At 62.8% G+C, this 23,743-nt stretch carries 24 protein-coding genes and 1 tRNA gene; 11 read left to right on the forward strand and 14 right to left on the reverse strand.

Annotated features, from left to right (window positions below; genetic code table 11):
- Nucleotides 1-217: 217 nt before the first annotated feature.
- Complete coding sequence (locus NKJ08_RS08910; protein ID WP_352523364.1) at nucleotides 218-1,435, forward strand: tyrosine-type recombinase/integrase; 1,218 nt, start codon at nucleotides 218-220, stop codon at nucleotides 1,433-1,435.
- 21 nt (nucleotides 1,436-1,456) lie between these two features.
- On the opposite strand, the gene NKJ08_RS08915 is transcribed toward NKJ08_RS08910, so the two are convergent.
- A tRNA-Ile gene (locus NKJ08_RS08915) sits at nucleotides 1,457-1,532 on the reverse strand.
- A gap of 172 nt (nucleotides 1,533-1,704) precedes the next feature.
- On the opposite strand from NKJ08_RS08915, the gene NKJ08_RS08920 reads away from it, so the two are divergent.
- Nucleotides 1,705-2,415: an SIMPL domain-containing protein gene (locus NKJ08_RS08920; RefSeq protein ID WP_352523363.1), complete on the forward strand. Its 711-nt coding sequence runs from the start codon at nucleotides 1,705-1,707 to the stop codon at nucleotides 2,413-2,415.
- A 133-nt stretch (nucleotides 2,416-2,548) separates the two neighbouring features.
- Here the strand turns inward: NKJ08_RS08920 and NKJ08_RS08925 are convergent, their stop codons facing one another.
- Entirely contained in the window at nucleotides 2,549-2,905 is a 357-nt protein-coding gene (locus NKJ08_RS08925; protein WP_352776710.1) for a hypothetical protein, read from the reverse strand.
- Nucleotides 2,906-3,153: 248 nt separating this feature from the next.
- A complete protein-coding gene (locus tag NKJ08_RS08930; protein ID WP_352523406.1) occupies nucleotides 3,154-3,600 on the reverse strand; it encodes a YcgN family cysteine cluster protein in 447 nt (148 codons plus the stop codon).
- A gap of 223 nt (nucleotides 3,601-3,823) precedes the next feature.
- On the opposite strand from NKJ08_RS08930, the gene NKJ08_RS38980 reads away from it, so the two are divergent.
- Together NKJ08_RS38980 and NKJ08_RS08945 are read left to right on the forward strand one after the other, a co-directional pair.
- A complete protein-coding gene (locus NKJ08_RS38980; RefSeq protein ID WP_502896043.1) occupies nucleotides 3,824-5,974 on the forward strand; it encodes an OmpA family protein in 2,151 nt (716 codons plus the stop codon).
- A 237-nt stretch (nucleotides 5,975-6,211) separates the two neighbouring features.
- Nucleotides 6,212-6,727, forward strand: coding sequence for a TIGR00645 family protein (locus NKJ08_RS08945; RefSeq protein WP_352523358.1), 516 nt, complete (start codon nucleotides 6,212-6,214; stop codon nucleotides 6,725-6,727).
- A gap of 30 nt (nucleotides 6,728-6,757) precedes the next feature.
- On the opposite strand, the gene NKJ08_RS08950 is transcribed toward NKJ08_RS08945, so the two are convergent.
- The gene (locus tag NKJ08_RS08950) at nucleotides 6,758-7,624 is read right to left on the reverse strand and encodes an SDR family oxidoreductase (protein ID WP_352523357.1); all 867 of its coding nucleotides are present in this window, start codon (nucleotides 7,622-7,624) and stop codon (nucleotides 6,758-6,760) included.
- Nucleotides 7,625-7,804: 180 nt separating this feature from the next.
- On the opposite strand from NKJ08_RS08950, the gene NKJ08_RS08955 reads away from it, so the two are divergent.
- Both NKJ08_RS08955 and NKJ08_RS08960 read left to right on the forward strand, forming a co-directional pair.
- Nucleotides 7,805-8,071 (forward strand): type II toxin-antitoxin system VapB family antitoxin, encoded by a 267-nt coding sequence (locus tag NKJ08_RS08955; RefSeq protein ID WP_352523356.1) that lies wholly within the window; start codon nucleotides 7,805-7,807, stop codon nucleotides 8,069-8,071.
- Nucleotides 8,068-8,457: a type II toxin-antitoxin system VapC family toxin gene (locus tag NKJ08_RS08960; RefSeq protein ID WP_352523355.1), complete on the forward strand. Its 390-nt coding sequence runs from the start codon at nucleotides 8,068-8,070 to the stop codon at nucleotides 8,455-8,457. The genes NKJ08_RS08955 and NKJ08_RS08960 overlap by 4 nt, the downstream gene beginning before the upstream one ends.
- Nucleotides 8,458-8,464: 7 nt before the next feature.
- Here the strand turns inward: NKJ08_RS08960 and NKJ08_RS08965 are convergent, their stop codons facing one another.
- Together NKJ08_RS08965 and NKJ08_RS08970 are read right to left on the reverse strand one after the other, a co-directional pair.
- The gene (locus NKJ08_RS08965) at nucleotides 8,465-9,100 is read right to left on the reverse strand and encodes a helix-turn-helix transcriptional regulator (protein WP_352523353.1); all 636 of its coding nucleotides are present in this window, start codon (nucleotides 9,098-9,100) and stop codon (nucleotides 8,465-8,467) included.
- 7 nt (nucleotides 9,101-9,107) lie between these two features.
- Nucleotides 9,108-9,977: a S1C family serine protease gene (locus NKJ08_RS08970; RefSeq protein WP_352523352.1), complete on the reverse strand. Its 870-nt coding sequence runs from the start codon at nucleotides 9,975-9,977 to the stop codon at nucleotides 9,108-9,110.
- A gap of 170 nt (nucleotides 9,978-10,147) precedes the next feature.
- Between NKJ08_RS08970 and NKJ08_RS08975 the strand changes: the two genes are divergently transcribed.
- Nucleotides 10,148-11,095: a S1C family serine protease gene (locus NKJ08_RS08975; RefSeq protein WP_352523351.1), complete on the forward strand. Its 948-nt coding sequence runs from the start codon at nucleotides 10,148-10,150 to the stop codon at nucleotides 11,093-11,095.
- A gap of 103 nt (nucleotides 11,096-11,198) precedes the next feature.
- Here NKJ08_RS08975 and NKJ08_RS08980 read toward each other — a convergent pair whose 3' ends face one another.
- Both NKJ08_RS08980 and NKJ08_RS08985 read right to left on the reverse strand, forming a co-directional pair.
- A complete protein-coding gene (locus tag NKJ08_RS08980) occupies nucleotides 11,199-12,110 on the reverse strand; it encodes an arginase family protein (RefSeq protein WP_352523350.1) in 912 nt (303 codons plus the stop codon).
- 116 nt (nucleotides 12,111-12,226) lie between these two features.
- Nucleotides 12,227-12,649: a VOC family protein gene (locus NKJ08_RS08985; RefSeq protein WP_352523349.1), complete on the reverse strand. Its 423-nt coding sequence runs from the start codon at nucleotides 12,647-12,649 to the stop codon at nucleotides 12,227-12,229.
- Between the two features lie 66 nt (nucleotides 12,650-12,715).
- Between NKJ08_RS08985 and NKJ08_RS08990 the strand changes: the two genes are divergently transcribed.
- The gene (locus NKJ08_RS08990) at nucleotides 12,716-13,342 is read left to right on the forward strand and encodes a TetR/AcrR family transcriptional regulator (protein WP_352776707.1); all 627 of its coding nucleotides are present in this window, start codon (nucleotides 12,716-12,718) and stop codon (nucleotides 13,340-13,342) included.
- Here the strand turns inward: NKJ08_RS08990 and NKJ08_RS08995 are convergent.
- Complete coding sequence (locus tag NKJ08_RS08995) at nucleotides 13,275-14,231, reverse strand: LysR family transcriptional regulator (RefSeq protein WP_352523405.1); 957 nt, start codon at nucleotides 14,229-14,231, stop codon at nucleotides 13,275-13,277. The genes NKJ08_RS08990 and NKJ08_RS08995 overlap by 68 nt on opposite strands.
- A gap of 109 nt (nucleotides 14,232-14,340) precedes the next feature.
- On the opposite strand from NKJ08_RS08995, the gene NKJ08_RS09000 reads away from it, so the two are divergent.
- The 3 genes from NKJ08_RS09000 (at nucleotide 14,341) to NKJ08_RS09010 (ending at nucleotide 19,068) form a co-directional block, all read left to right on the forward strand.
- Nucleotides 14,341-14,985: an FMN-dependent NADH-azoreductase gene (locus NKJ08_RS09000; protein WP_352523347.1), complete on the forward strand. Its 645-nt coding sequence runs from the start codon at nucleotides 14,341-14,343 to the stop codon at nucleotides 14,983-14,985.
- 76 nt (nucleotides 14,986-15,061) lie between these two features.
- A complete protein-coding gene (locus tag NKJ08_RS09005; protein WP_352523346.1) occupies nucleotides 15,062-16,495 on the forward strand; it encodes a 3' terminal RNA ribose 2'-O-methyltransferase Hen1 in 1,434 nt (477 codons plus the stop codon).
- Nucleotides 16,492-19,068 carry a polynucleotide kinase-phosphatase gene (locus NKJ08_RS09010; RefSeq protein WP_352523345.1) on the forward strand — a complete coding sequence of 859 codons (2,577 nt, stop codon included), beginning with the start codon at nucleotides 16,492-16,494 and terminating at the stop codon, nucleotides 19,066-19,068. The genes NKJ08_RS09005 and NKJ08_RS09010 overlap by 4 nt, the downstream gene beginning before the upstream one ends.
- A gap of 7 nt (nucleotides 19,069-19,075) precedes the next feature.
- On the opposite strand, the gene NKJ08_RS09015 is transcribed toward NKJ08_RS09010, so the two are convergent.
- From NKJ08_RS09015 to rpoD, 5 genes are all read right to left on the reverse strand, one after another.
- A complete protein-coding gene (locus NKJ08_RS09015) occupies nucleotides 19,076-19,366 on the reverse strand; it encodes an HlyU family transcriptional regulator (RefSeq protein ID WP_352523344.1) in 291 nt (96 codons plus the stop codon).
- Between the two features lie 114 nt (nucleotides 19,367-19,480).
- Nucleotides 19,481-20,152, reverse strand: coding sequence for a PadR family transcriptional regulator (locus NKJ08_RS09020; protein WP_352776706.1), 672 nt, complete (start codon nucleotides 20,150-20,152; stop codon nucleotides 19,481-19,483).
- 186 nt (nucleotides 20,153-20,338) lie between these two features.
- Nucleotides 20,339-20,719, reverse strand: a complete 381-nt coding sequence (locus NKJ08_RS09025) for a thiol-disulfide oxidoreductase DCC family protein (protein WP_352781664.1) — start codon at nucleotides 20,717-20,719, stop codon at nucleotides 20,339-20,341.
- A 207-nt stretch (nucleotides 20,720-20,926) separates the two neighbouring features.
- Nucleotides 20,927-21,220, reverse strand: coding sequence for a GYD domain-containing protein (locus NKJ08_RS09030; RefSeq protein WP_352523340.1), 294 nt, complete (start codon nucleotides 21,218-21,220; stop codon nucleotides 20,927-20,929).
- 201 nt (nucleotides 21,221-21,421) lie between these two features.
- On the reverse strand, nucleotides 21,422-23,443 hold the full coding sequence (rpoD, locus tag NKJ08_RS09035; RefSeq protein WP_352776705.1) for an RNA polymerase sigma factor RpoD: 2,022 nt from the start codon (nucleotides 23,441-23,443) through the stop codon (nucleotides 21,422-21,424).
- Nucleotides 23,444-23,743: the final 300 nt, after the last annotated feature.

Here is a 23,743-nt window from a genome sequence, read left to right on the forward strand (position 1 = left end):
TAAGCTCAACGACCTTTGATGAAATGGTCCAGGACGGCCGGATGCCGCAGCCACGAATGCCGAGCAAGGGGCGCATTGTTTGGGACGTCGAGGAACTTGTATCGGCGTTTCGAAAGCTCCCTCACCGCCAAATCGGAGGAGCACCAAAGCTTGACGAAGATTCGCCGCCACTAGACAATCCTTGGGATCGAAAACCACGAACATGACGGATGAGCCCGTGAAGGTCGATCTTAAGGGCGTAGTGAAGGACACTGATCGCCACGGCAATGATCGGTACTATTTTCGCGCACCGGGTCGGAAGAAGGTCCGGCTCCGTGAACCGACCGGCAGCGACGAGTTCCTCGAGGAACTGCGGTGCGCGCGCGCCGAGGTCACTTATGTTCGGCCCGGCACTCTTCCCGAGATTTGCCGGCGCCTCCCCAAGCCTTCCGAGCCAGCGAAGAAAGGCACGTTGCTGTGGCTTTGCCAGGAGTATTACCGTCGGGGCGGCACGGAAATCACCCAAGACACTATGGCGCGCCGACGAGCAATTCTGGAGCGCGTATGCGAATTACCTCATCCCCTCGAAGGTGACCCGGATCCTCAGTATCCCACCAAGGGATCTCTGCCATTCGCCGGTATGAAACGGTCTCATGTTAAGGAGATCAGGGACACCAGGCTCGACGCCCTTGGCGCGGCAAACAATATCGTAAAAGCCATCAGCGCGATGTTTGAGTGGGCAAAGGACACAGAGATTCCGGGCGTCGACTCCAATCCCGCCCGCGGCATCAGACGGCTAAAGAGCGGCGACGGCTGGCACCCATGGGACGTGTCGGAGATCGTTCAATATGAGAAGCGGCATCCGCTGGGTACCGCAGCCAGACGTGCGCTCTCGATCTTCATGTTTACTGGCCTGCGGTTGTCCGACGTCGCGATCTTCGGTCGACAGCACATCACGCTCGTCTACAACGAGGAGACCGAGCAGTGGGAGAAGTGGATCAGAATTAAGCCTGGGAAGACCAGTCGTAACAAGGATGCGGTGTTGGTGGAGCTCCCGCTTCTGCCCGAACTAGAGGCGGAACTTGAGCACACGCCCTCCGACCAGATGACCTTCCTGGTCAATGAGTATGGTCGCCCGTTCTCGGAGAACGGTCTGGGCAACAAGATGCGCCAGTGGTGTGATCAAGCTGAGCTGCCGCACTGCAGTGCTCATGGAATTCGCAAGGCCGGCGCGACGATCGCCGCTGAGAACGGCGCGACGCACGAGCAGCTGAAGGCGATATATGGGTGGACTACGTACCAGCAGCCCGACCACTACATCAAGAAAGCGCGTCGCCGGAAGGTAGCGAGAGCGGCGAAATACCTGCTGGTTATCGATCGAAAAGAGAACAAAATTGTCCCACTTTCTGAGGGGGTTGAAAGAGGTGGGACAAAAATCGCCAAAAAATCCAATTAAATCAACGGCCACAAAAGCCAATGGTGGGCCCGGAGGGACTCGAACCCCCAACCAAGCGGTTATGAGCCGCCGGCTCTAACCATTGAGCTACAGGCCCCACGGCGCTGGATTAGTGTTTTTCCCTGAACCGCACAAGGCTTTCCGAGCAGGCGTTCCAAGGGGCTGGCAGAGATCGCCCAAATCAGCCCATATTGATAACCTATTGCACGTAGCCCATTGGACGCCGCTCAACACTCGGCTGTCTTGGGATCGCAGATCGAGGAGATTTCATGACCAGACGTATTTTGCCCCTGGCAATTGCCGCCGCAATCGCATTTCCGACGATCGCCGGGGCCGCCGATTCGCCGCCGCCACCGCGCATCGTCGTCACCGGCGAAGGCGAGGCGGCGATAGCACCCGATCTGGCTCTGCTGACGCTCAGCGTCATGCGCGAGGCCAAGACAGCACGTGCAGCGCTCGATGCCAATAACGACGCCATGGCCGCGGTGATCGCCGCGATGAAATCTTCCGGCATCAAGGAGCGCGACCTACAGACCGCGGGCATCCAGATCAACCCGCGCTATAACTACACCAACAAGCCCGACGGCAGCCAGGAGGCCGAGCTTGTCGCCTATCAGGTGACCAACACGCTTTCGGTGCGCATCCGCGACATCGACAAGACCGGTGACATTCTCGACAAGGCGGTGTCACTCGGCGTCAACCAGGGCGGCGGCATCTCCTTCTCCAACGACGATCCGGCGGCAGCCGTCACCGAGGCCCGCAAGAAGGCCGTCGCCAATGCTATGGCGAAAGCCAAGACGCTGGCCGAAGCGGCCGGCGTCGGCATCGGCCGGGTCCTGGAAATCACCGACCAGAATTTCGCACCACCGCCGATGCCGATCAACGCCAAGGCTTTCGATGCCGCCGGCGCATCGGTTCCGGTGCAAGCCGGCGAAAATTCCTATACCGCGCAGGTGACGGTGACTTTCGAACTGAAGTGATCATCGCTCGCAGCATGAAAAACCCCGGAGGATCGATCCCCCGGGGTTATTTGAGCCGCGCCCTTCCGTCCTGGCGGAAAGGGGCTCCGCTACTCTACCGGCTGCAAGTCAGCCGGCCGCAAGCCCGAAGATCTTAGCGATAGAGGACCGGACAGCCGCGGTCGTTGGCGAATACGATCACCACGCGGTCGCCATACTGGCGGCCAGCGACCTTGACCGTACGGCGGTTGATGTCGATGATGCGGATGCGGTGCAGGCCCATGCGTTCGGCCTTGTCGAGGGCACGCTCCGGCGAACAGGACCGGCGCCAGTTGCCATGACGGCGGTGTTCGCGGTAATTGCCATCGTCGTCGCCGGTATAGACGCCAACGCGCGGGTCCTGGTTGTTGCCGAAGCCGAGATAGATGCTGTCTGCATGGGCCGGGATGGCAGCAAGCGTGCCAAGGCCGACAAGAGCCGAAAGAGCCGCCATCTTGATGGTGTTGAACATTGTAATTCTCTCCTTGTTGAGGGTTTCCACCCGTTTTCTTCAAACCGATGGGAGGAGAATGCACCCGTCTGTCTGAATTTTTTACGAACCGGCCGTTCATCTCCAGTTCATGCGGCAGAAACGGGGATAGTCTCTCGCTCCTGGAACCGGTGCTATGGACGGCGGTGCTATATAGGGTGGATGGGCATAGGTGGATGGGCAACGTCCGTTTTGCCGTCGGTTCCGCGTCCTCGATTCCGGAGTGACTCCTACGGCTCGTCAGCGAGCATATGGTCGAAATAATCGTCCGGCTCGGCAAGGTCGGTCTCGCTGGCGCTGACGCGGCCGCGCATCGAGATGCCGGCCTCATGTACGGTCTCGTCGCTTCCCGACACCAGCCGGTGCCACCAATAGAGATCGCGGCCCTCGGCAACCAGCCGGTAGGCGCAGGTCTTGGGCAGCCAGCTGATGGTGCGCACATTCTGCGGCGTCAGCCCGACGCAATCTGGAACGCGCGCCAGCCGGTTGGCATAATCGGAGCAGCGGCAGCTTCCGGCGTCGAACAGCCGGCAGCCGACGCTGGTCCAGTAGATATCGCCGGTGTCTTCGTCCTCGAGTTTGGCCAGGCAACATTTGCCACAGCCGTCGCAGAGCGATTCCCACTCGACCGGGGTCATCGCCTCGAGCGTCTTGGTTTTCCAGAACGGCTTTTCCATTGTCGGCATGTGGCCCTCGGACGCGTCAAGGTCAAGCACGGCAACGCGTGCACCCTCGTCCGAACCATACGCGGGGACCATACGCCGGGACATACGAATGACATGAAGTCGCCTTCAAAACGCCGGTCAATCGCCCTGTACCACCGCTAAAACCTACAAACAGGAACCAAACATGGTTGCTGAAAGTTTGGGCGGGGATGGGACGCCACAAGGAGTGTTTATGATGAAACGCCAACCACGGATTCTGGCAGGCACGGCGCTTGGCCTGTTGATGGCGTCCGCGCCGTTAGGCGCGTTCCCGCTGCAAGGCAGTGCCGCATTCGGCCCCGCCCAGAACAGCGCAATGCTTATCCCGGCGCAGTCGAATTGTGCCGAAGGCGAGTCGGCCGAAGCCTGCGCCCAAGGCGGAAAGTCGGAGCCGGAACGGAAGCCTGGCAAGAGGCGCGACCGGCAGCAGCAAACCGAAGCGGCGCCCGCCGAACAATCGAGCGAGCCCGAGCAGAAGCCGCGCAGGAACAAACGCGAGCAGCAGCAGAGCGAATCCGCACCCGCCGAACAGCTTGCGCCTTCCGGCGAAGAGCAGGGCAATCAACGCAGGAAGAAAAACAGACAGCAGCAGCAGATCGAAGCCGCACCGGCCGACCAGCAGGCCGCTCCTGCGAACGATGATCAGCAGCAGCAAAAGCCACGCAGAAAGAAGCGTGACCAGCAACGACAGGAAGCCGCACCTGCTGAACAACCCGCCGAGCAGCTTGCCCCTGCAAACGACGATCAGCCGCTCACGCCGCGCAGGAAGAAGCGCGACCGGCAACAGCAGGAAGCCGCGCCTGCCGAACAGCCGGCCGAGCAGGCTGCCCCCGCAAACGACAACAACCAGTTGGGCAATCCGCGCAAGAGGAAGAACAAGCAGGACCAGCAGATCGAGGCGGCGCCGGCCGAACAGGCGCCGCGCAAGAAGGAACGCCCCGCCGGCGAGCCTCTCCCACAGACCGAGCCACTTCCAACCGACAAGCAAGCGGCTCCTGTCCAAGGCGAACAGCCCCAGGACCAGGCGAAAAAGCGCGGCAAGAAGCCCGTTGGGGAAGAGCCGGTGACAGGCGAACGGCAGCCCGCAACCGGTGAGCAGCCCGCCACGGGCGAACAGGCAGCACCCGCCGAGGGTGGGACCCCTGCTCAGGGCGAAGCCGCGGCCAACCCGAACGAGGCGCCCATCCTCGACAGCCAGAAGGATGTCAGGCGCAGGCACGGCAAGGACCAAGGCGGCCAAAACGCGGGTCGCCAAAATGGCGGCAAAACGGGTGGTCAGGAGAGCAACCAGCCTGTCGAGCAGAACGGCAACCAGGCGGAAGTCTCGAAACCGGCTCCAGTCGACCAGGGACCGCCGCCCACCGACGACCGGACAGCCCAGCAGGAGATCAAGCCTGAAAAGATCGCTCCAGTGACGGAGGAAAAAGGCAAGCGCATCGAGCGCTCGGCCGATTTCGAGGACGTTCGTCGTAGGCGCCGCCCGCAAGGCGCCAACGTTCTCAGGGAATTCGGCGACCGCGTCATCCTTCAGTTCAACAACCAGACTTACGTGGAAAGCAGCGATGCACCGCGCATGCACCGCGGCGCCAGAAATGTCTATTATGAGGACCTGTCGGGCGATCGCACCCGGGAAATCGTCGAGCGTGACAATGGTGTCCAGATCGTCACCATCCGCAACCGCTACGGTGATGTCATCCAGCGTTCACGCATCGCGCCTGACGGGCGCGAATATGTGCTGAGCTATGTCGACGAGCGCAACTATGACGATGATGCAGACTGGCGCGACCCGGGCGACGACCTGCCGCCGATGCGCCTTACCATTCCGCAAGAGGAGTACATTCTGGATTCCGAAGAGGTCGAGGATCCGGACGACTACTACACCTTCCTCGAACGGCCGCCGGTGGAGAGGGTCCAGCGCCTCTATTCGATCGACGAGGTCAAGCGCTCGGCCCGCGTGCGTGACATCGCCCGCCGGATCGACCTCGACACGCTCAACTTCGAGTTCGGTTCGGCTTCGATTTCCGACATCGAGGTCCAGAAGCTGGAGGGTGTTGCCAACGCCATGGAGAAGCTGCTGAAGAAAAACCCGGCCGAAACCTTCCTGATCGAAGGCCATACCGATGCAGTCGGCACGCCGGAAGCGAACCTCGCTCTGTCCGACCGCCGCGCCGAGGCGGTCGCCGAAGCTCTGACCAATGCCTTCGGCATCCCGCCGGAGAACCTGACGACACAGGGCTATGGCGAGGAGTATCTCAAGGTAGACACGTCGGGACCCAATCGTGAGAACCGCCGCGTCGCCATCCGCCGCATCACCCCCTTGGTGGCGCCGGTGGCCAGCGCCCAATAAACCGCAATGTGAACCGCGCGATTCGATCAACCATTGAATCGCGCGGTCATCAATCTTGAAACGCGCGATCACCAATCCCAAATTCTGGACAGGGCGTTCCCTGCCCCGTCCCGACTCCAGCGGGACACACGAGCCCCGCCGGTCCCCTCCCGGCGGGGTTTCGTTTTTTAGGACCTTGCAAACCGCCGCAGCCTGCCCGAAATACGGCGCTCCGACAACGGAGCCCGGAACCGCCGCATGAAGCGCCTCGAACTCGCCGTCGAATCGATCATTCTCGCCTCGCGCTGGCTGCTGGTCGTCTTCTATCTCGGACTGGGCGCGGCGCTTGCCATCTATGCCGTGTCCTTCGGCAAGAAGCTGTTCGAGTTCGTTTCCGTGGCCTTCACGCTCGACGACACCGACACCATCCTGAAGATGCTCGGCCTCATCGACGCCGCGCTGGTCGCTTCGCTGGTGGTGATGGTGATCATCTCGGGCTACGAAAACTTCGTCAGCCGCTTCGATGAAAATGACGGCAAGGTGCATTGGCTGGGCACAATCGATGTCGGCTCGCTCAAGGTCAAGGTCGCCTCGACAATTGTCGCCATTTCCTCGATCCACCTCTTGCAGGTTTTCCTGAACTCGGTCTCCTACACGACCGACCAGCTGATGTGGCTGACCGTCATTCATCTGGCCTTCGTTCTCTCGGCACTGATGCTTGCCTATATCGACCGGCTGATGGGTCTGGGCAAAGCCAAGAAGGCAGAGGAGTGAGCACGCGTCGGTGCCCGCTTGATATTTCTGTCAGTAGATACTTTGGATTTGGGTATCCGTCCGGTCGAACACCTCGTCCGGCACAAAAAAGTCGCCGGCGAGCGGACCCGTCGTGCCCGGCGCATAGGCCGATAAATCGCTGACGCCCTCGGCGCGCAGCACTTCTTCGTCGATGTAGAAATTGCCGGTCGCCTCGCGCGACGGCCTGACCAGAATGGCGTATGCGGCATCGGCCATGATGTCGGGCGAACGGCTCATCGCCGCCACCGTCGCGCCGCCCAGGAGGTTGCGCACCGCCGCCGTGTCGATGGTCGAGATCGGCCATAGCGAATTGACCGCGATGCCGTCCCTGGCGAACTCCGCGCTCATGCCCAGCGTGCACATCGACATGCCAAACTTCGCCATCGTATAGGCGACATGGTTCTTGAACCACTTGGCCTTCATGTCGAGCGGCGGCGCCAGATTCAAAATGTGAGGATTTTCCGCCAACTTCAAGTGCGGAATACACATTTTGGAGACGAGAAAAGTGCCGCGAGTGTTGATCTGGTGCATCAGGTCGTAGCGTTTCATATCGGTCTCCAGCGTACCGGTGAGCTGGATGGCGCTGGCGTTGTTGATGCAGATGTCGATGCCGCCGAACGTCTCCACGGTCTTGGCGACGGCTTCGGCGACCTGTGCTTCGTCCCGGATGTCGCACAGCGCGGGCAGCGCCTTGCCGCCGGCCTGCTCGATCTCTTGCGCCGCCGTGTAGATCGTCCCCGGCAGCTTCGGATGCGGCTCGGCGGTCTTGGCCGCGATCGTCACATTGGCGCCGTCGCGCGCGGCGCGCAGCGCAATCGCCAGCCCGATGCCGCGCGACCCGCCGGAGATGAACAGCGTCTTTCCCTTGAGCGACATCCTTGCGCCTCCCTGTGCTACTCTCTTTTCTCCTTGCGATCCTTGCCTGCACCGCCGACGGATACAAGCGCCCCTAACCCTTAGCGGTGGTGACGCTACGGAGGATCGTGGATTTCGCGGGGCGCGTTGAAACTGACGGCAACTTGGTATATATTCTATACGAGAAGGGAGAATATATAAATGGCTTTGTCGATCAAGAATATGGAGGTCGAGCAACTGGCACGTGAGCTCGCCCGCCGCCGCCGGGTATCGGTGACGGAGGCCATCCGTCAAAGCCTCGAGCGCGAGGTTGCGCGCGAGCGGCTTGTGCCGCGCGACGACACCGGTGACCTTTTTCAACGTCTGATGGCGATTGCCGAACGAGCCGCACGAATACCGGAGCGCAAAGACGCGATGAGCGACGATGAAATTCTCGGTTACGACGAGCTGGGTATCCCGACGCGATGATCATCGATTCCTCGGCGCTGGTCGCCATTTTACGCACGGAGCCGGGCTACGACCGCTTCGTTTTGGCGATCGCCCAGGCTGAAAGACGTTTGCTTCCGGCACCGACACTGCTCGAAACGACAATGGTGCTCGTCGGCCGCTGGCAGGACCAGATTATCGATCGCTTCGAAGCCTTTTTGCGCACCGCCTCGATCGAGACGATGCCCTTCACGGCCGACCACGCCGCGGTCGCTCGTCAGGCGTTCCTGCGCTATGGCAAGGGCCGGCATCCGGCAGCCCTCAACTTCGGCGACTGCATTGCCTATGCTACGGCCCGTATCGAAGCCATGCCATTGCTGTTCAAGGGCGACGATTTCCGGCTGACCGACATCGAACCGGCTGTTTGATCCACGGTTAGACCAGCACCAGGCCCTGCCGCATGGCGATGGCGATCGCATCGGTGCGGTTGGCAGCACCGAGCTTCGTCAGGATCGCCGCGACATGGAACTTCGCCGTGTGCACGGAGATGTTCAACCGCCGCGCGATAACCTTGTTGGGCGCGCCTTCGGCCAGCAGTGCCAGCACCTCGCTTTCGCGCGGCGAAAGCGTCGGCCGGACGATATGCTCGTCAGTCGGCTCCTCCTCGAACCGGTCGCTGTCATGAAAGGCAAAATCGTCATGCCGGTCGGACAGAGCGTGGCTGTCACGAGAGACACGGTAGCCCGCCGCCGCCAGCCGCGCGGCGGCGGCGATCAGCAACTCGTCCGCTGCCGCCGGCAGCACGGCAAACACTGTATCGGCCGGCCGCTGCCGGGTCGCCCGCGACGACAGCAGCACCCGGGGCATAGCGGCGTCGACGAGCCTGCCTTGCACGTCATGATCATCGACGATGGCGACATCCATCGCCCCGCTCCCGTCGACTTCGCCCGCCAGAACCGGCCGCAGATCATCGGTCGCGGCAAGAGCTGCGGACAGACTTCGCGCGCGCTCGACGTCGTCGAGGGCGATCAGCACCGTCAGCCGTCTGCCAGCGACCTCACCGCTTACCATCTATCCCTCAGCTCAGTGGCTTTTCGCCGATGGTCAAGGAGACCTCACGGTTCTCGCCGCCGCGCACCACGCCGAGCGTCACCAAGGCGCCGGCGCTGTCCGGCCCGAGCTTGCGGATCAGTTCGCGCGGGCCATGCACCGCCTCTGCGTTCCACGACACGATGATGTCGCCGAGACTGAGACCGGCCGCTTTCGCCGGGCCGTTATCGTCGAGGCTCATCACCATGGCGCCCTGTGTATCACCATTGCGGACCGGATGCAGACCCGCGCCAAGATAGCCGCGCGCCACATGACCCTTCTCGCGCAGCGTCGTGACTGCCCGCTCGATCGTCTCGTAAGGCATGACCAGCGCCCGCCGGCGCGGTCCGAACAGCAGCATGCCGATCAATCCGCCCTTGGCGTCGAGCACGGGGCCGCCCTCGAAACGGCCACCGGCATTGACGGCAAGGTTGATGCGCTGGTCGATCGTGCCGCCGCGCATCGAACGCCAGGCCGGACCGACCTCGCCGACCGTGCCGAAGGTGGCGAGCGCCGCACCGCCGCTATTGCCCGCGACGATCGCCAGATTGCCCGGCCGCACCGCATCCGCCTTGGTCAGCGACGGCATGCTCGGCGCGCCGGCCGGTTTCAAAACGGCCGTGCCGGTGGACGGGTCGCGGCCGACCAGTTCGGCCTTGACTGTTTCGCCCGAAGAAAACGTCAGCTCGATCTCCTCGCCGGCCTCGACCGACTCCTCGGCAGTGACGAAATAGCCGTCCCGCCAATGGAAAGCAGTTGCCGTGCGGTGGTGCGTCGCGAAGCTGGCCGTCGCTGGTGCCGCAGCTGCCGCTATGTCGGCAATGGCGTCGGAAAACGTGCTCAGATTGAAATCGCTCATGATTTGTCTCCTGGGTTCTTCGTGACCCAGATATCGCTCGGCAGGGCGTTCGCGAATACTCGCCTGACGGCTAGTTGGGCGTTTGACTGGCCATCTGGTCAGGTCGCGGCCGGTCTAGCCGCTCCGCACATATAGGCATCCTTCATTTTAAAAGACACGGAGCCCCGCAGATGGCCCTGCCCGCCCAGCAATTGCAATATGACGATGCCCTTCTCGATGCCTATTCGGCGACCGTCGCCGATGCCGTCGACCGCATCGGACCCGCCGTCTGCCGCATCGAGCGCGTCGGTGGCCCCGGCGGCCATGGCTCCGGTTTCGTTATCGCGCCGGACGGGCTGGTCGTCACCAACTTCCACGTCGTCGGCGATGCGCGCAGCGTGCGCGTGTCGATGCCGGACGGCGCCTCCAGGGAGGGCCGCGTGCTCGGCCGCGATCCCGACACCGACATCGCGCTCGTTCGCGCCGACGGCAGCTTTGCCGATATCGCGCCGCTCGGCGATTCCAAGCGTTTGAGGCGCGGCCAGATCGCCATTGCCATTGGCAACCCGCTCGGCTTCGAATGGACCGTCACATCAGGCGTCGTCTCGGCGCTCGGCCGCTCGATGCGTGCCTCCACCGGCCGGCTGATCGACGACGTCATCCAGACCGACGCCGCGCTCAACCCCGGCAATTCCGGTGGGCCGCTTGTGTCTTCGGCGGGCGAGGTCATCGGCGTCAACACCGCGATGATCCATGGCGCGCAAGGCATCGCCTTTGCGGTTGCCTCCAACACCGCCAATTTCGTCATCTCGGAAATCATCCGCTTCGGCCGCGTCCGCCGCGCTTTTATCGGCGTTTCCGCCGACACCACCAACCTGCCGCGCCGCGCAGCACTTTTGTCGCAAGTGTCGAGCAGCACCGCGGTGCGCCTGCGCAGCGTCGAGAAGAACAGCCCGGCGGACAAGGCTGGCCTCAGGGAAGGCGACATCATTGCCGCCATCGACGGACGGCCGGTCACCGGCGTCGACGATCTGGTGCGCATGCTCGACGCCGAGCGCATCGGCCACGAGACGCTGTGCACGGTGGTGCGCCGCTCCGGCATTACTCAGGTCACGGTGATGCCAGTGGCGCGAAGCTGAGCTCTCGACCATGATCCCGAAAAGTGGGAACCGGTTTTTCGGACAAGATCATGGTCAAACAAAAGATAGAGCCCCATCCCGATCCATCGGGATGGATGAGGCTCTATCGCGGCGCATAGATCCGGCTAAGCAGCGAGACCAGCAGCGCTGCCAGCTCGCCAGTCGGATCGAGATCCGGATCGAAAATGGTCATGTCCATTCCGGTGCAGCGCGGATCCGCCACCAGCGCCGCGAGGATGTCGACGAGATCGTCCGGATCGATGCCGGGGCTGCCCGGTGAATCCACCGCCGGCATCACTGTCTGATCGAGCGCATCGACGTCGAAATGCACCCAGTAGGGCCAGCCGGTTCGCGCCAGCGTGTTCCAGGTCTTGTCCAGGACCTTCGCCGCGCCAAGCTCACGCACGGCAAAGACGTCGATCAACGTCATCGCGGTCGAATTGATGTCCGGCCAGCCGAAGTCGGGGTTGCGGTTCTCGCGTTCGCCGATCTGTATCACCTGTTCGTCCGCCACAAGCGGTCTTGCGATATCAGGCCAGTCGGTCAGCAACGGCTCACCACGTCCGGTTGCAAGCGCAAGGTCCATGCCGGGGGCCGAGCCGAGTAAGGCGTTGACGTCGTAGTTGCCCGGATGGCGGAAATCGCTGTGACCATCGACATGGACCAGTGCAACCGGACCATATCGCCGTGCGGCAGCCAGCGCGCCAAGCAGGACGGCGCAGTCGCCGCCCACGACCAGCGGGAACTCGCCTCGTCCCAGCGCGCCGGCAACGACCTCGGCGAGTGCGAGATTGAAGCTGCGTATCGCGTTGCCGTTGCGCAGCCGGGTGCCCGGCTGTGGCTCGGTGAGATAGGCGGGCCGATCAAGATCAACCACCTTGGCGGGCGAAAGCATCTCGACCAAGCCGGCTTCGGTCAGAGCCTGCGGCGCGTGCCAGGTCCCCGGTATATGATGCGGCCGGAGCGGACGGAGGCCAAGGTTGGAAGGTGCGCGGACAAGGCAGATTTCACGCATGGAGAAGGCCCAAGATTGATGAACCCTAACCATAGACCGCAAAGGCGTGATCGGCCACGCGGCTGAAGCCTTCACGTCGCGTCTGCCGACAGTTCCTGCCAGCGGCGCTGTCTCGCTCAGCCCGCCGCGCCATCGGCATATTGCGCCAGGAATTCCGGGCGCGGCGGGATCGGCCTGATCACGTCGATCAGCACGCCGTTGGGGTCGCTGGTGATGAAATGGCGCTGGCCGAAGGGTTCGTCGCACAGCGTTCGCAGGATCGGCAGGCCGGCGGCGGTGATCCGCTCATAGATGGCATCCGGATCCCTGACCTCGAAATTGATCAGCAGGCCCGACGTGCGGCCCCGCCCTTCCTCCGGGATCGTCTCATGATCGCCCTGGACGATGCCGAGATTGACGCGGCGATCTTCGGCTGAGCGCAGATGCACGTACCAGTCGGCCTCGAATAGCGGCCTGAAGCCGAAATGCGCGACATAGAAGGCTGTCGTGCCGGCAACGTCGCCCGTCATCAGCACCGGATAATAGCTCGTCGTCCTCATCTTTCCTTCTCCTAGCGAATAACATACAGTCTGCATGTATATTGAATTAACATACAGGCTGCATGTATGCAAGAAGAATCCACGCGCCGCTCCAACCGCGATCGCACCGAAGCGACCCGCGCAGAACTCATCGCCGCGGCGCGAAAACTGTTCACCGAAAAATCCTATGCCGAGACCGGCACACCTGAGATCGTCGCAGCCGCCGGCGTCACGCGCGGCGCGCTCTATCATCACTTTGCCGACAAGCAGGCGCTGTTTGCCGCCGTGGTCGAGCAGGAGGCGCAGGCTGTCGCGGAAGAGATCGAGCGCGCTTCGCCGCCCTCGCTGCTTGCCCGCGACGCGCTGATTGCCGGCTCGGATGCCTATCTGGTCGCTATGCGCGCTCCCGGCCGCACGCGGCTCTTGCTGCTCGACGGACCGGCCGTGCTCGGCCGCGCCGCCATGGACGCGATCGACAACCGCCATGGCAACCGTTCGCTGCGCGAGGGCCTTGTCGCCGCGATGCGCTCGCAGTCCATGGCGAGATTGCCGGTGGAAGCGCTGACCGCCTTGCTTGCCGCCGCCTTCGACCGCGCAGCGCTCGCCATCGAAGCGGGCGCGTCGACCGAGGACTATCGCGCCGTTCTCATGGCGCTGATCGACGGTCTATCTCCGACTCCTCCTCAGGCACCTCGCCCGGCTCGAACTCGTTGAAGCAGCCGAGCTGGCGCTTGAACTGGTCGATCAGCCAAGCCGCCGCCGGTTTCGGACTGCGGTCGGCCCGGTGCATCGCATAGAGTGGCGAACGCACCTCGCTGAACGGCTCCAGATCCAGTTCCACCAGCCGGCCACTCGCCAGATCGTCGGCAATCAGCCAGCGCGGCAGCCCACCCCAGCCCAGCCCCTCGCGCATCAGCATATGCTTGGTACGCAGATCAGTCAGCCGCCAGGTGCGGTAGGCAAAGACCCCAAAGTCGCGCCCCTTGGTGCGCTCGGACTGGTCGGTGACAACGAGCTGAGTGTGTTCGCGCGCATCCTCGATCGCCACCGGCTTCGGCAGCAGCGCCAGCGGGTGGCTGGGCGCGGCGGCCAGCACTATCGACATGAAGCCGATGCGCACGAGGTGGACGTCGACCTCGCCCAGCAGGCCGCCAACACCGAGATCGGCGTGCCCGCTGACGACATGATCGGGGATCAGGCCGAGCGTGCCGATATGCAGGCGCAGCATCACGGTCGGAAACCGGGCCTCGAACGCCTTCAGCACCCGCACCAGCACCGGTGAGGGCAGCGCCGCATCGACCGACAACGCCACTTCGGCCTCCAGCCCCTGATGGTGGCCGTCTACGCGCGAGCGGATGCGCTGCAGCACACCCGTCATGCGCCGCGCATCCTCCAGCATCGCCCGGCCGATCTCGGTCAGTTGCGGCTCGCGCATACCCTCGCGCTCGAACAGTTTCAGCCCAAGCTGCGCCTCGAGGTTGGCGATGCCATAGCTGATAACGGACTGCGCCCGGTTGAGCTTGCGGCCGGCGGCCGAGAAACTGCCGGCTTCGGCGACGGCCACAAAGATCTGAAGTTGGTCGAGCGTCGGGTTGGGTTGCATCATAATATCCACTTTATAGATGGATAGTATAGAAAATATACCAGTTTTTCGAATGGGTCGATGGCCCCATATCCAGCGGATAAATTATTTCAACCCTGGAGAGCCCACCATGTCCATCCTTCTCGTCACATCGAGCCCGCGCGGCGCTGCCTCGCACTCGACCCGCATTGCGACTGAATTCGCTGAAAAGCTTGTCGCCGCCGACTGGTCGAACACGCTTGTCGTGCGCGACCTCGTCGCCAACCCGCTGCCGCATATCGATACGGATTATGCGACCGGCATCTACACACCCGTCGAATCCCGCACCCTGCGCCAAGCGGAAGTGGTCGGCGTATCTGACACGGTGCTAGACGAGCTGTTTGCGGCCGACACCGTCATTCTCGCCACCGGCTTCATCAACTTCAACATCTCGTCGACGTTGAAATCCTGGGTCGACCACGTCGCCCGCTCCGGCAAGAGCTTTGCTTATGGCGAGACTGGCCCGAAAGGCCTCGTCACCGGCAAGAAGGTCTACATCGTGCTGGCTTCGGGCGGCATCTATTCCGAGGGCGCCGCGGTGCAGCTGGACCACGCCATTCCTTACCTGCGCAGCGTTCTTGGCTTCCTCGGCATGACCGACGTCGAGGTCATCCGCATCGAAGGCGTCGGCATGGGCGCCGATGCGGTGGCAGCAGCACTCGCCAAGGCATCGGCCAAGGTCGACGCCATTGTGGCTGCGACCGGGAATACCGAGGGCGTCGCTGCGGCGGCGTAAAGCGTCAGCATCGTCTGAATTGAATGAGGGCAGGCGCCCAGCGCCTGCCCTTGTTTGTCGTTAGCGACAGCCTGTGGTGGACCACACAACCGCCATTGGTTATTCCGCTTGTCTGCGTTATCCGTCGCGGATGTTTCTTTCCGTTGCCACAACGCACCGTCCGGCCACCGATCTCGGTTTCTTGCTGCACAAGCATCCGGATCGCCTGCACGAGACTGACCTGTCCTTCGGCAAGGCGTGGCTGTTCTATCCCGAGGCAACCGAAGACCGTTGCGAGGCTGCACTCCTGCTCGACGTCGACCCGGTGGGGCTCGTGCGGGGCAAGGGCCAGGCAGAAGGCTTGCTCGACCAATATGTGAACGACCGGCCTTACGCGGCATCATCCTTCATGTCGGTGGCACTGAACAAAATGCTGCGGACGGCGATGACCGGCATATCGAAGGAGCGCCCGGAACTGGCCCACAGCGAACTGCCGCTGGAGGCCGTGGTCACTCCACTGCCGATGCGCGGCGGTGAGGCTCTGGTTCGAAGTCTGTTCGAACCCTTGGGCTGGACAGTCAACCTGACGCCGATCGAAGGAATCGGGTCTGCTGGGGCCCCTAGGTATGGCCATCTGAAGCTGACCGGCACGGGCCGGCTAAGTCGTCTGCTGAACCACCTTTATGTGCTCATCCCGGTAATGGACGATGCCAAGCATTATTGGGTCGGTGAAGCAGAGATCGACAAGCTGCTGTCCAAGGGAGAGGGCTGGCTGGAAAAACACCCGGCCAAAGACCTGATCGTGCGCCGCTATCTTGGCAATCGCAGGGCCTTGGCCCGCATCGCCCTGGAGCGACTGGCTCCCGAGACGGCCGGCGAGGCACAACTTGCGGAGCTGCGCGTCACGCCGGAGGAGGCGCTGGAGACGCCGATCCGGCTGAACGATTTGCGCATGGAAGCTGTGGTTCAGGTCATTCAGGCGACGGGGGCAACTTCGATTGCAGATTTGGGATGCGGCGAAGGCAAGCTACTCTATCGGCTCGTGCGCGAGCGATGGGTGCACAAGCTGTTCGGCCTCGACCCGGCCGCCCGCGAACTGGAATGGGCGGCAAAGCGTCTCAAGCTGAACGAGTTCGGCGGGCCGCCCGAGGGCCGGGTCACGCTGCTGCATGGATCGCTGACATATCGGGACAGCCGCTGGGCCGCGGTCGACGTCGCCGTGCTGGTCGAGGTCATCGAGCATCTTGATGAGGACAGGCTGCCGCTGGTCGAGCGCATCGTTTTCGGCGAGACGGCGCCGAAGTCCGTGATCGTGACCACTCCGAACGCGGACTATAATGCGTTGTTCGCCAGACTGGCCCCCGGCGCATTTCGCCACCCCGATCACCGTTTCGAGTGGAGCCGGGATCAGTTCGAAGCCTGGGCTGCCAAAATCGGAGAGACCTATGGCTATGCAACCGCCTTCAGCGGTATTGGCGCAGAGGACCCAGTTCTCGGCGCACCAACGCAGATGGCGGTGTTCACGCGATGAGGGAACCCGACAAGACCGACCTCGCCATTCCTGACTTCGCCCTCGTGGTGCTGATCGGCTCGACCGGATCGGGCAAGTCGACTTTCGCCGCCAGGCATTTCCTGCCGACCGAGATCATCTCATCGGATCAGTGCCGCGCACTTGTTTCCGACGACGAGACCGACCAGGACGTCTCTGCAGATGCCTTCGATCTGGTGCGCGAAATTGCCGGTAAACGGCTTAAGCACCGCAAGTTCACCGTCATCGATGCCACCAACGTACGAGCCGCCGACCGCAAGGCCTGGGTTGAACTGGCACGCAAGTGGCACGCTTTGCCCGTCGCAGTGGTCCTCGATCCAGGTGTCGAGGTCTGCGTCGCGCGCAACGCGGTTCGAGCCGACCGACCGTTCGGCGCCGGGGTCGCCCAACGCATGACGACCGAGATCCGCAAGGGTCTTGGCGGCCTGCAACGCGAGGGCTTCCGCCAGGTCTGGAAACTCACCAGCGAGACCAGCATCGACGCGGCCAAGGTCTCGCGCCAACCGCTGTGGACCGACAAGCGCGACGATCACGGTCCGGTCGATATCATAGGCGATATCCACGGCTGCGCCGATGAACTTCAGATCCTGCTCAGTCGACTCGGCTACAGTGTCGCTTGGTCCGAGGATCGCGACGAACGAACGGTCACCGTGATCCCGCCGGAGGGCCGCAAGATCGTTTTCGTCGGCGACCTCGTCGACCGCGGCCCCAACGCGCCGGACGTTCTGCGCATCGCCATGAGCATGGTCGCGGCCGGGACAGCCTACTGTGTCCAGGGCAACCACGAACGCAAACTCAGCCGCTGGCTGGAAGGCCGCAAGGTTACGGTCGCCCACGGCCTCCAGCAGACTATCGACCAGCTAAGTGCACAGGACCGTGGTTTGCGAGAGGCCCTTCCGGCCTTTCTCGACGGTCTGCACAGCCATGTCTGGCTCGATGGCGGAAGCCTCGCCGTCGCCCATGCCGGCCTCAAGGAGGAGATGATCGGACGCGGCTCCGGCGCCGTGCGCGAATTCGCTCTGTACGGCGAGACCACAGGCGAAACCGACGAGTTCGGGCTGCCTGTCCGCGCCGACTGGGCCGCGGCCTACCGTGGCAAGACAGCCGTAATCTATGGACACACCCCAACGCTAGCCGCCGAGTGGGTCAACAACACCCTGTGCATCGACACTGGCTGCGTATTCGGCGGCAAGTTGACGGCCTTGCGCTGGCCGGAACGCGAATTGATCGAGGTGCCGGCAATCCAGACCTGGTCGGAACCGATACGTCCGCTGGGCGGGTCCGGTCCAGGCAAACCGGCGCAGGCCGACGCCGACGGCGTGCTCGATTACCAGGATGTCTCGGGTCGCCGTTGGATCGAGACAGGACTGCGGGGTCGGATCGTCGTGGCCGAGGAGAACGCCTCGGCAGCACTGGAGGTAATGAGCCGCTTCGCGCTGTCGCCGCAATGGCTGATCTATCTGCCGCCGACCATGTCGCCCTCCGAGACCAGCAGCAAAGACGGCTGGCTGGAACGTCCGGAGGATGCCTTCGCTTACTTCCGCGAGCGCGGTGTCGCTCAGGTCGTGTGCGAGGAGAAGCACATGGGTTCGCGGGCAGTGATCGCTCTGTGCCGGAACGCGCAGACGGCGCGCAACCGCTTCGGGACCCTGGGCAATGAGACCGGCGCAATCTGGACCCGCACCGGACGTTCCTTTTTCAACGACCGCGCCATGACGGAGGGTCTGCTCGCGCGTCTCTGCGCCGAGGTCGAGGCGGCGGATCTGTGGAGGGAACTGAGCAGCGACTGGTTGCTGCTGGACACCGAGATAATGCCCTGGTCGGCCAAGGCCGGCAGCCTGATCGAAAGCCAATATGCGCCGGTGGCGACATCCTCTGCCGCTGGTTTCAAGGTCAGCCGTGATGCCCTAGCCCGTGCAATAGCGCGCGGCGTCGATGCAGCCGGCTTGAACGCACGTCTTGAGGACCGGGCTGCCCGAGCGGCCAAATACGCCACGGCCTGGGCGCCCTACGTGTGGCCAGTCTCGGGCGTCGACGACCTGAAGATCGCGCCCTTCCACCTGCTCGCCAGCGAGGGGCGTGTTTGGTTTGACCAGGACCACGTCTGGCACATGACGCTCGCGGACCGTCTGGCCGCTGACGATGGCGTGGTCACGCCAACGCGGTGGCGAACGGTTGATCTGGTCGACGGCAGCGCCTGTGCGGAGGCCGTGTCGTGGTGGGAGGCGCTGACTGGCTCAGGCGGCGAAGGCATGGTTGTCAAGCCGCGCGACTTCGTCAGCCGCGGCAAGAAGGGGCTCATCCAGCCGGCGCTGAAGGTCCGCGGCCCGGAATACCTGCGCATCATCTATGGCCCCGAATATGACGCGCCGGACAATCTCATCCGCCTGCGAGAACGCGGCCTGGGCGGCAAGCGCAGCCTGGCACTCAGGGAGTTCGCGCTCGGTCACGAGGCGCTGACGCGATTTGTCGCCAAGCAGCCGCTACGCCGGATTCACGAGTGTGTTTTCGCCGTACTGGCGCTGGAGAGTGAGCCAATCGATCCAAGGCTGTAGTAACGATCTACCCGAAGATCTTCTCGCCCTGCTCATCGACCAGCTGGATGCCCTTCTTGATCGAGACGTCGACGGCGTCGTCGAGCCCGGCAAAGCGGTCGGCGCGGATGAATTTGTGCTCCTTCATCACGCCGTCGATCTCCTTCAAAACCACGCCGCAGGTCTGGTATTGGCCCTCCGCCTTGTAGGGCGTGGCGCTGATCAAAAATCCCTTGTGCTCGATCTGCTTTACCGGCGCCGCTGTCTTTGGCTCAGCGGCCTCGTTGCCGCCGCCGAAAAGACGCTTCAGAAAAGACATGGGGTAATCCTCCAACGGCAATCATCCTGCACCACATAGCGTGGTGCAGGATGATTTTCAGTACCGGTCCTTGGCCGAGCGGGCAAGGGCCGCAGCTGGCTTGGCAGTCAGAGGTCAGTCGCGTGACAGCGCTTCCAAGGCCTCTGCGGCAGCTTCCAATATGCTGATTGCCTCGGCCTGCTTTCCTTCAGGCGCATCGACGATTTCACCGAGCGCGGCGCGCAGCCGGTGGCGCACGGCGCGGAACTCGTCGCGCTTTTCCGAGCGGCCGCGCCGGCCACCATCGCCGTCGTCGTTCCAGCCGAACCAGTCGCGCGCCTTCGCCATCTTCCGGCCGAAGCGCTCGAGATGGTCGAGCACGCGGTCGACCATCTCGCGATTTTCATTGAGATGCGCCTGCCCCGCCTCGGTGATCGAAAACACCTTCTTGTTGCCTTCCGCCGAAGAAACGGCATAGCCGGCCTCTTCCAGGAAGGTCAGCGTCGGATAGACCACGCCGGGGCTTGGGCTGTAGACGCCGCTGGTGCGCTCCTCCAGTGCCTTGATGATGTCGTAGCCGTGACGCGGCGCATCGGCCAGCAGCGAAAGCGTGATCAGCTTGAGATCGCCGTCGGCCAGCATGCGCCCGGCGCGGAACATGTCGCCCGGCCCGCCGCATCTGCCGCCTCTCATGCCATGCCCGAACGGGCCGAAGCCGCCGCCGCGTCCGCCGAACTTGCCGGCCGTATGCATGAAAACGCGTTCGGCGCGTTCGCCAAAATGATGATGTCCGAAATGTTTGTGCATCGTCTGCTCCTTGAGTTATGTCTTACGATATATCTCAATTAGCTACCCGCGATGGCCTCGTCAAGATATATCTTACGATGTATCTGAAGATAGCCCGGCCGGAATGATTTCTCAAGCGACGGCAGCCAGAAGGCACATGAGGGTCGGGACCGCTCCGTAAGCGTCTCCGATGCAAACGAATACCCGTCACCAGCGGCCTTTGCGCCGGTTCCAGGCATAGAGAAGATCGGCGAAGCGATCATAGGCATAGCGCGTCAGAGGCAGTGCGGCGGGATTGCCGAACAACCTCGCCAGCCAGCCTTCGCCGGGTGTCGCCCGCCACACCGCAATGGCAACGTCGGCGCCGCCCCGCAAATTGGGGGCGGCGTCGGTCGCATGCAGCCGGCGCCGGATGTCCTCCAGCCCGATACGGTATCCGGCCAGCGCCGCCGGTTCGGCATTGATGTCGCGAAATTCGATTCGCCCGGCCTTGATCGCCTCGATCAGCCGTCGTTTTTGCCGGCTGATGCCGGCATCGCAGACGGGGCAGCGCGTATTGTACCAGACGGTCAGCAGAGGCTCGGCCATGTTTCGAAACGGCACCTGAGGGACGCGCACGGATTATCCGAGAAATGCCGTTGCGCCGCAACGTGCCACGATACCGGCGGAATGGCCGGCTTCGCTGATGCATGTCGCCCAAAGGCTACGCAGCGGTTTTGCGATAACGACATGCATAAAAGAGCTTAAAGCGCGTCGCAAGGGCCGTTCAGCGCGACGCGCTTCAGGAGCAGCGGCTCACCCGAGCGAGGTGATGATCTCGCGATAGGCATCCTCCGGGAAAGCCTTGAGCGTCCGGGTCCTGACGTTGCCAGCCGTCGCCAGCATTAACGAGAAACGAGCCAAGACGGCATCGTCGGGCGCTTCGACCACCGCCACCATGTCGCAATCCCCCATGGTGAGATAAAATGCCTTGAATGATCCGCCCATGTCCCCCAACATCTTCTTGGCGGCATCGAGCCGCTTCGGCGACTCGCGCACATTTTTGGCGCCTTGTTCCGTCCAGTTGATCAGCACGATGTAAGTTGTCATGGCACACCTCCCTCCGGGGCCACGGAGCACGGCGTCAACCGCCGGGGCGGGCATCCGGGTTTGTCGCCCAGAAATGCATCCGATACGAAATTATCCTCCCGCAAGCCGCAGGCCGCAAGAGCGATAGCGTCGAATAGCCGATCGCCTATGCACAAAAAAGGGCGCCGACGGCGCCCTTTGAATCCCTAACCCTTGTTGGCCTCAGCTGTCGAGGAAGCTTCTGAGCTTGCGCGACCGGCTCGGGTGCTTGAGCTTGCGCAGCGCCTTGGCTTCGATCTGGCGGATGCGCTCGCGGGTGACCGAGAACTGCTGGCCGACCTCTTCAAGCGTGTGGTCGGTGTTCATGCCGATACCGAAGCGCATTCTGAGCACGCGCTCTTCGCGCGGCGTCAGCGAGGCCAGCACGCGCGTCGTCGTCTCGCGCAAATTGGCCTGGATCGCCGCGTCGATCGGCAGGATCGCCATCTTGTCCTCGATGAAATCGCCGAGATGCGAATCCTCCTCGTCGCCGACCGGCGTTTCGAGCGAGATCGGTTCCTTGGCGATCTTCAGCACCTTGCGCACTTTTTCCAGCGGCATTGCGAGCTTTTCCGCCAGCTCTTCCGGCGTCGGCTCGCGACCGATCTCATGCAGCATCTGCCGCGAGGTGCGCACGATCTTGTTGATCGTTTCGATCATGTGCACCGGAATGCGGATAGTGCGCGCCTGGTCGGCGATCGAACGGGTGATCGCCTGCCGGATCCACCATGTCGCGTAGGTCGAGAACTTGTAGCCGCGGCGGTATTCGAATTTGTCGACCGCCTTCATCAGCCCGATATTGCCTTCCTGGATCAGGTCGAGGAACTGCAGGCCGCGATTGGTGTATTTCTTGGCGATGGAGATGACGAGGCGCAGATTGGCCTCGACCATTTCCTTCTTGGCGATCGCGGCTTCGCGCTCGCCCTTCTGCACCTGGTTGACGATCTTGCGGAATTCCTGGATCGAAATCGCCGTCTCGGTGGCGAGGTTCTGGATCTCGGCGCGCAGGTCGTGGATCGCGTCCTTCTCGTTCTTGGTGAATTCCTTCCAGCCGCGCGAGGTCAGATTGCCGATCGAGCGCGTCCAGTTCGGATCGAGCTCCGAGCCCTGATATTCCTTGAGGAACTCTTCGCGGCGCACGCCATAGCTTTCGGCCAGCCGCAACAGCTTGCCCTCGTTCTGCACCAGGCGCTTGTTGATGTCGTAGAGCTGCTCGACCAGCGCCTCGATGCGCGCCGTGTTCAAGGACAGCGACTTCACCGCCTTGATCAGCTGGTCCTTCAGCTCCTTCAGCCGGCGGTCCTGACTGGGCGACAGCGTTCCGGCGGCGGCCAGCCGGTTCTCGACCTGCTGGTCCTGCAGCTTGCGCAGCTTCTTGTAGGTGTCGGCAATGACGTCGAGCGTCTCCATCACCTGCGGGCGCAGTTCCGCTTCCATCGCCGCCAGCGACAGGCTCGCCTCGTCCTCGTCTTCCTCGTCGTCATCCACCAGGCCACGGGTGTCGCCGCCGACATTGGTAATGTCGTCCTCGTCCTCGCGCGAACGGCGCGGCTTTTCCTCGGTCTTGGCTTCCTCGATACGCTCGACCACCGGCGCCTGCTTGGCCTCCGGCCCGGCATAGGTCGCCTCGAGGTCGATGATCTCGCGCAGCAGGATCTTCGATTCGTTGAGCTCGTCGCGCCAGATGATGATGGCCTGGAAGGTCAGCGGGCTTTCGCAGAGGCCCGCGATCATCGTCTCGCGGCCGGCCTCGATGCGCTTGGCAATCGCGATCTCGCCCTCGCGCGACAGAAGCTCGACCGAGCCCATCTCGCGCAGATACATGCGGACCGGATCGTCGGTGCGGTCGGTCGGCTCTTTCTTGGTCGTGGTGGCGGCAACGGCGGTGCCGGTCTGCTCGGCAAGCTCGTTGGCATCTTCCTCGGCATCAGCTGCGGTATCGGCGGCTTCGGGCTCCTCGCCCTGCTCGTCGTCCTCGACCACGTTGATGCCCATGTCGGAAAGCATGGCCATCGTGTCCTCGATCTGCTCGGACGTCACTTCCTCCGAGGGCAGCACCGAATTCAGCTCGTCCATGGTGACATAGCCGCGCTTCTTGGCGGCTTTGATCATCTTCTTGACAGCATCGTCGGAAAGGTCGAGCAGAGGGCCATCGGTCGCGGCCTCGCGTTCGGTCTCGACTTCTTCCTTTTCTTTTGTCGCCATAGTCTTTATTTTCTCCAAGCGGCTGAGTATCAAAGCCGCGTAAGCTGCTAGTCCGGTCAAATTGGATGCGCTCCTTCCAGAACGCGCTTTACCGGGCCAGTAACTGCATCTCTCGTTAAGTCCAGATTAACCCTGATATCTGTGGCAAGCTGACCGCCTGTCCAGTGATCAGTACCTTACATCGCTGCATTCCCGTCGATGCCGGGCGGGTTAACGTTTCGAATCGACCTGATTCCGCCATTCTGCCGGAAGGTCAAGCGCCTCTCGCATGATTCGCATGAAAAAAGCGAATCAATTACC

Source organism: Mesorhizobium sp. M0244, from assembly GCF_040321795.1.
Classification (GTDB): Bacteria; Pseudomonadota; Alphaproteobacteria; order Rhizobiales; family Rhizobiaceae; genus Mesorhizobium.

What these genes read in the sequence shown, in the direction of transcription:
- rpoD (WP_352776705.1), bottom strand. Translation starts at nt 23,443, where the DNA reads ATGGCGACAAAAGAAAAGGAAGAAGTCGAGACCGAACGCGAGGCCGCG.
- NKJ08_RS08995 (WP_352523405.1), bottom strand. Translation starts at nt 14,231, where the DNA reads ATGCAACCCAACCCGACGCTCGACCAACTTCAGATCTTTGTGGCCGTC.
- NKJ08_RS08945 (WP_352523358.1), top strand. Translation starts at nt 6,212, where the DNA reads ATGAAGCGCCTCGAACTCGCCGTCGAATCGATCATTCTCGCCTCGCGC.
- NKJ08_RS08970 (WP_352523352.1), bottom strand. Translation starts at nt 9,977, where the DNA reads ATGAGCGATTTCAATCTGAGCACGTTTTCCGACGCCATTGCCGACATA.
- NKJ08_RS08930 (WP_352523406.1), bottom strand. Translation starts at nt 3,600, where the DNA reads ATGGAAAAGCCGTTCTGGAAAACCAAGACGCTCGAGGCGATGACCCCG.
- NKJ08_RS09000 (WP_352523347.1), top strand. Translation starts at nt 14,341, where the DNA reads ATGTCCATCCTTCTCGTCACATCGAGCCCGCGCGGCGCTGCCTCGCAC.
- NKJ08_RS09020 (WP_352776706.1), bottom strand. Translation starts at nt 20,152, where the DNA reads ATGCACAAACATTTCGGACATCATCATTTTGGCGAACGCGCCGAACGC.
- NKJ08_RS08950 (WP_352523357.1), bottom strand. Translation starts at nt 7,624, where the DNA reads ATGTCGCTCAAGGGAAAGACGCTGTTCATCTCCGGCGGGTCGCGCGGC.
- NKJ08_RS08980 (WP_352523350.1), bottom strand. Translation starts at nt 12,110, where the DNA reads ATGCGTGAAATCTGCCTTGTCCGCGCACCTTCCAACCTTGGCCTCCGT.
- NKJ08_RS09030 (WP_352523340.1), bottom strand. Translation starts at nt 21,220, where the DNA reads ATGACAACTTACATCGTGCTGATCAACTGGACGGAACAAGGCGCCAAA.
- NKJ08_RS38980 (WP_502896043.1), top strand. Translation starts at nt 3,824, where the DNA reads ATGAAACGCCAACCACGGATTCTGGCAGGCACGGCGCTTGGCCTGTTG.
- NKJ08_RS09025 (WP_352781664.1), bottom strand. Translation starts at nt 20,719, where the DNA reads ATGGCCGAGCCTCTGCTGACCGTCTGGTACAATACGCGCTGCCCCGTC.
- NKJ08_RS08960 (WP_352523355.1), top strand. Translation starts at nt 8,068, where the DNA reads ATGATCATCGATTCCTCGGCGCTGGTCGCCATTTTACGCACGGAGCCG.
- NKJ08_RS08955 (WP_352523356.1), top strand. Translation starts at nt 7,805, where the DNA reads ATGGCTTTGTCGATCAAGAATATGGAGGTCGAGCAACTGGCACGTGAG.
- NKJ08_RS08965 (WP_352523353.1), bottom strand. Translation starts at nt 9,100, where the DNA reads ATGGTAAGCGGTGAGGTCGCTGGCAGACGGCTGACGGTGCTGATCGCC.
- NKJ08_RS09010 (WP_352523345.1), top strand. Translation starts at nt 16,492, where the DNA reads ATGAGGGAACCCGACAAGACCGACCTCGCCATTCCTGACTTCGCCCTC.
- NKJ08_RS08920 (WP_352523363.1), top strand. Translation starts at nt 1,705, where the DNA reads ATGACCAGACGTATTTTGCCCCTGGCAATTGCCGCCGCAATCGCATTT.
- NKJ08_RS08990 (WP_352776707.1), top strand. Translation starts at nt 12,716, where the DNA reads ATGCAAGAAGAATCCACGCGCCGCTCCAACCGCGATCGCACCGAAGCG.
- NKJ08_RS08925 (WP_352776710.1), bottom strand. Translation starts at nt 2,905, where the DNA reads ATGTTCAACACCATCAAGATGGCGGCTCTTTCGGCTCTTGTCGGCCTT.
- NKJ08_RS08985 (WP_352523349.1), bottom strand. Translation starts at nt 12,649, where the DNA reads ATGAGGACGACGAGCTATTATCCGGTGCTGATGACGGGCGACGTTGCC.
- NKJ08_RS09015 (WP_352523344.1), bottom strand. Translation starts at nt 19,366, where the DNA reads ATGTCTTTTCTGAAGCGTCTTTTCGGCGGCGGCAACGAGGCCGCTGAG.
- NKJ08_RS08975 (WP_352523351.1), top strand. Translation starts at nt 10,148, where the DNA reads ATGGCCCTGCCCGCCCAGCAATTGCAATATGACGATGCCCTTCTCGAT.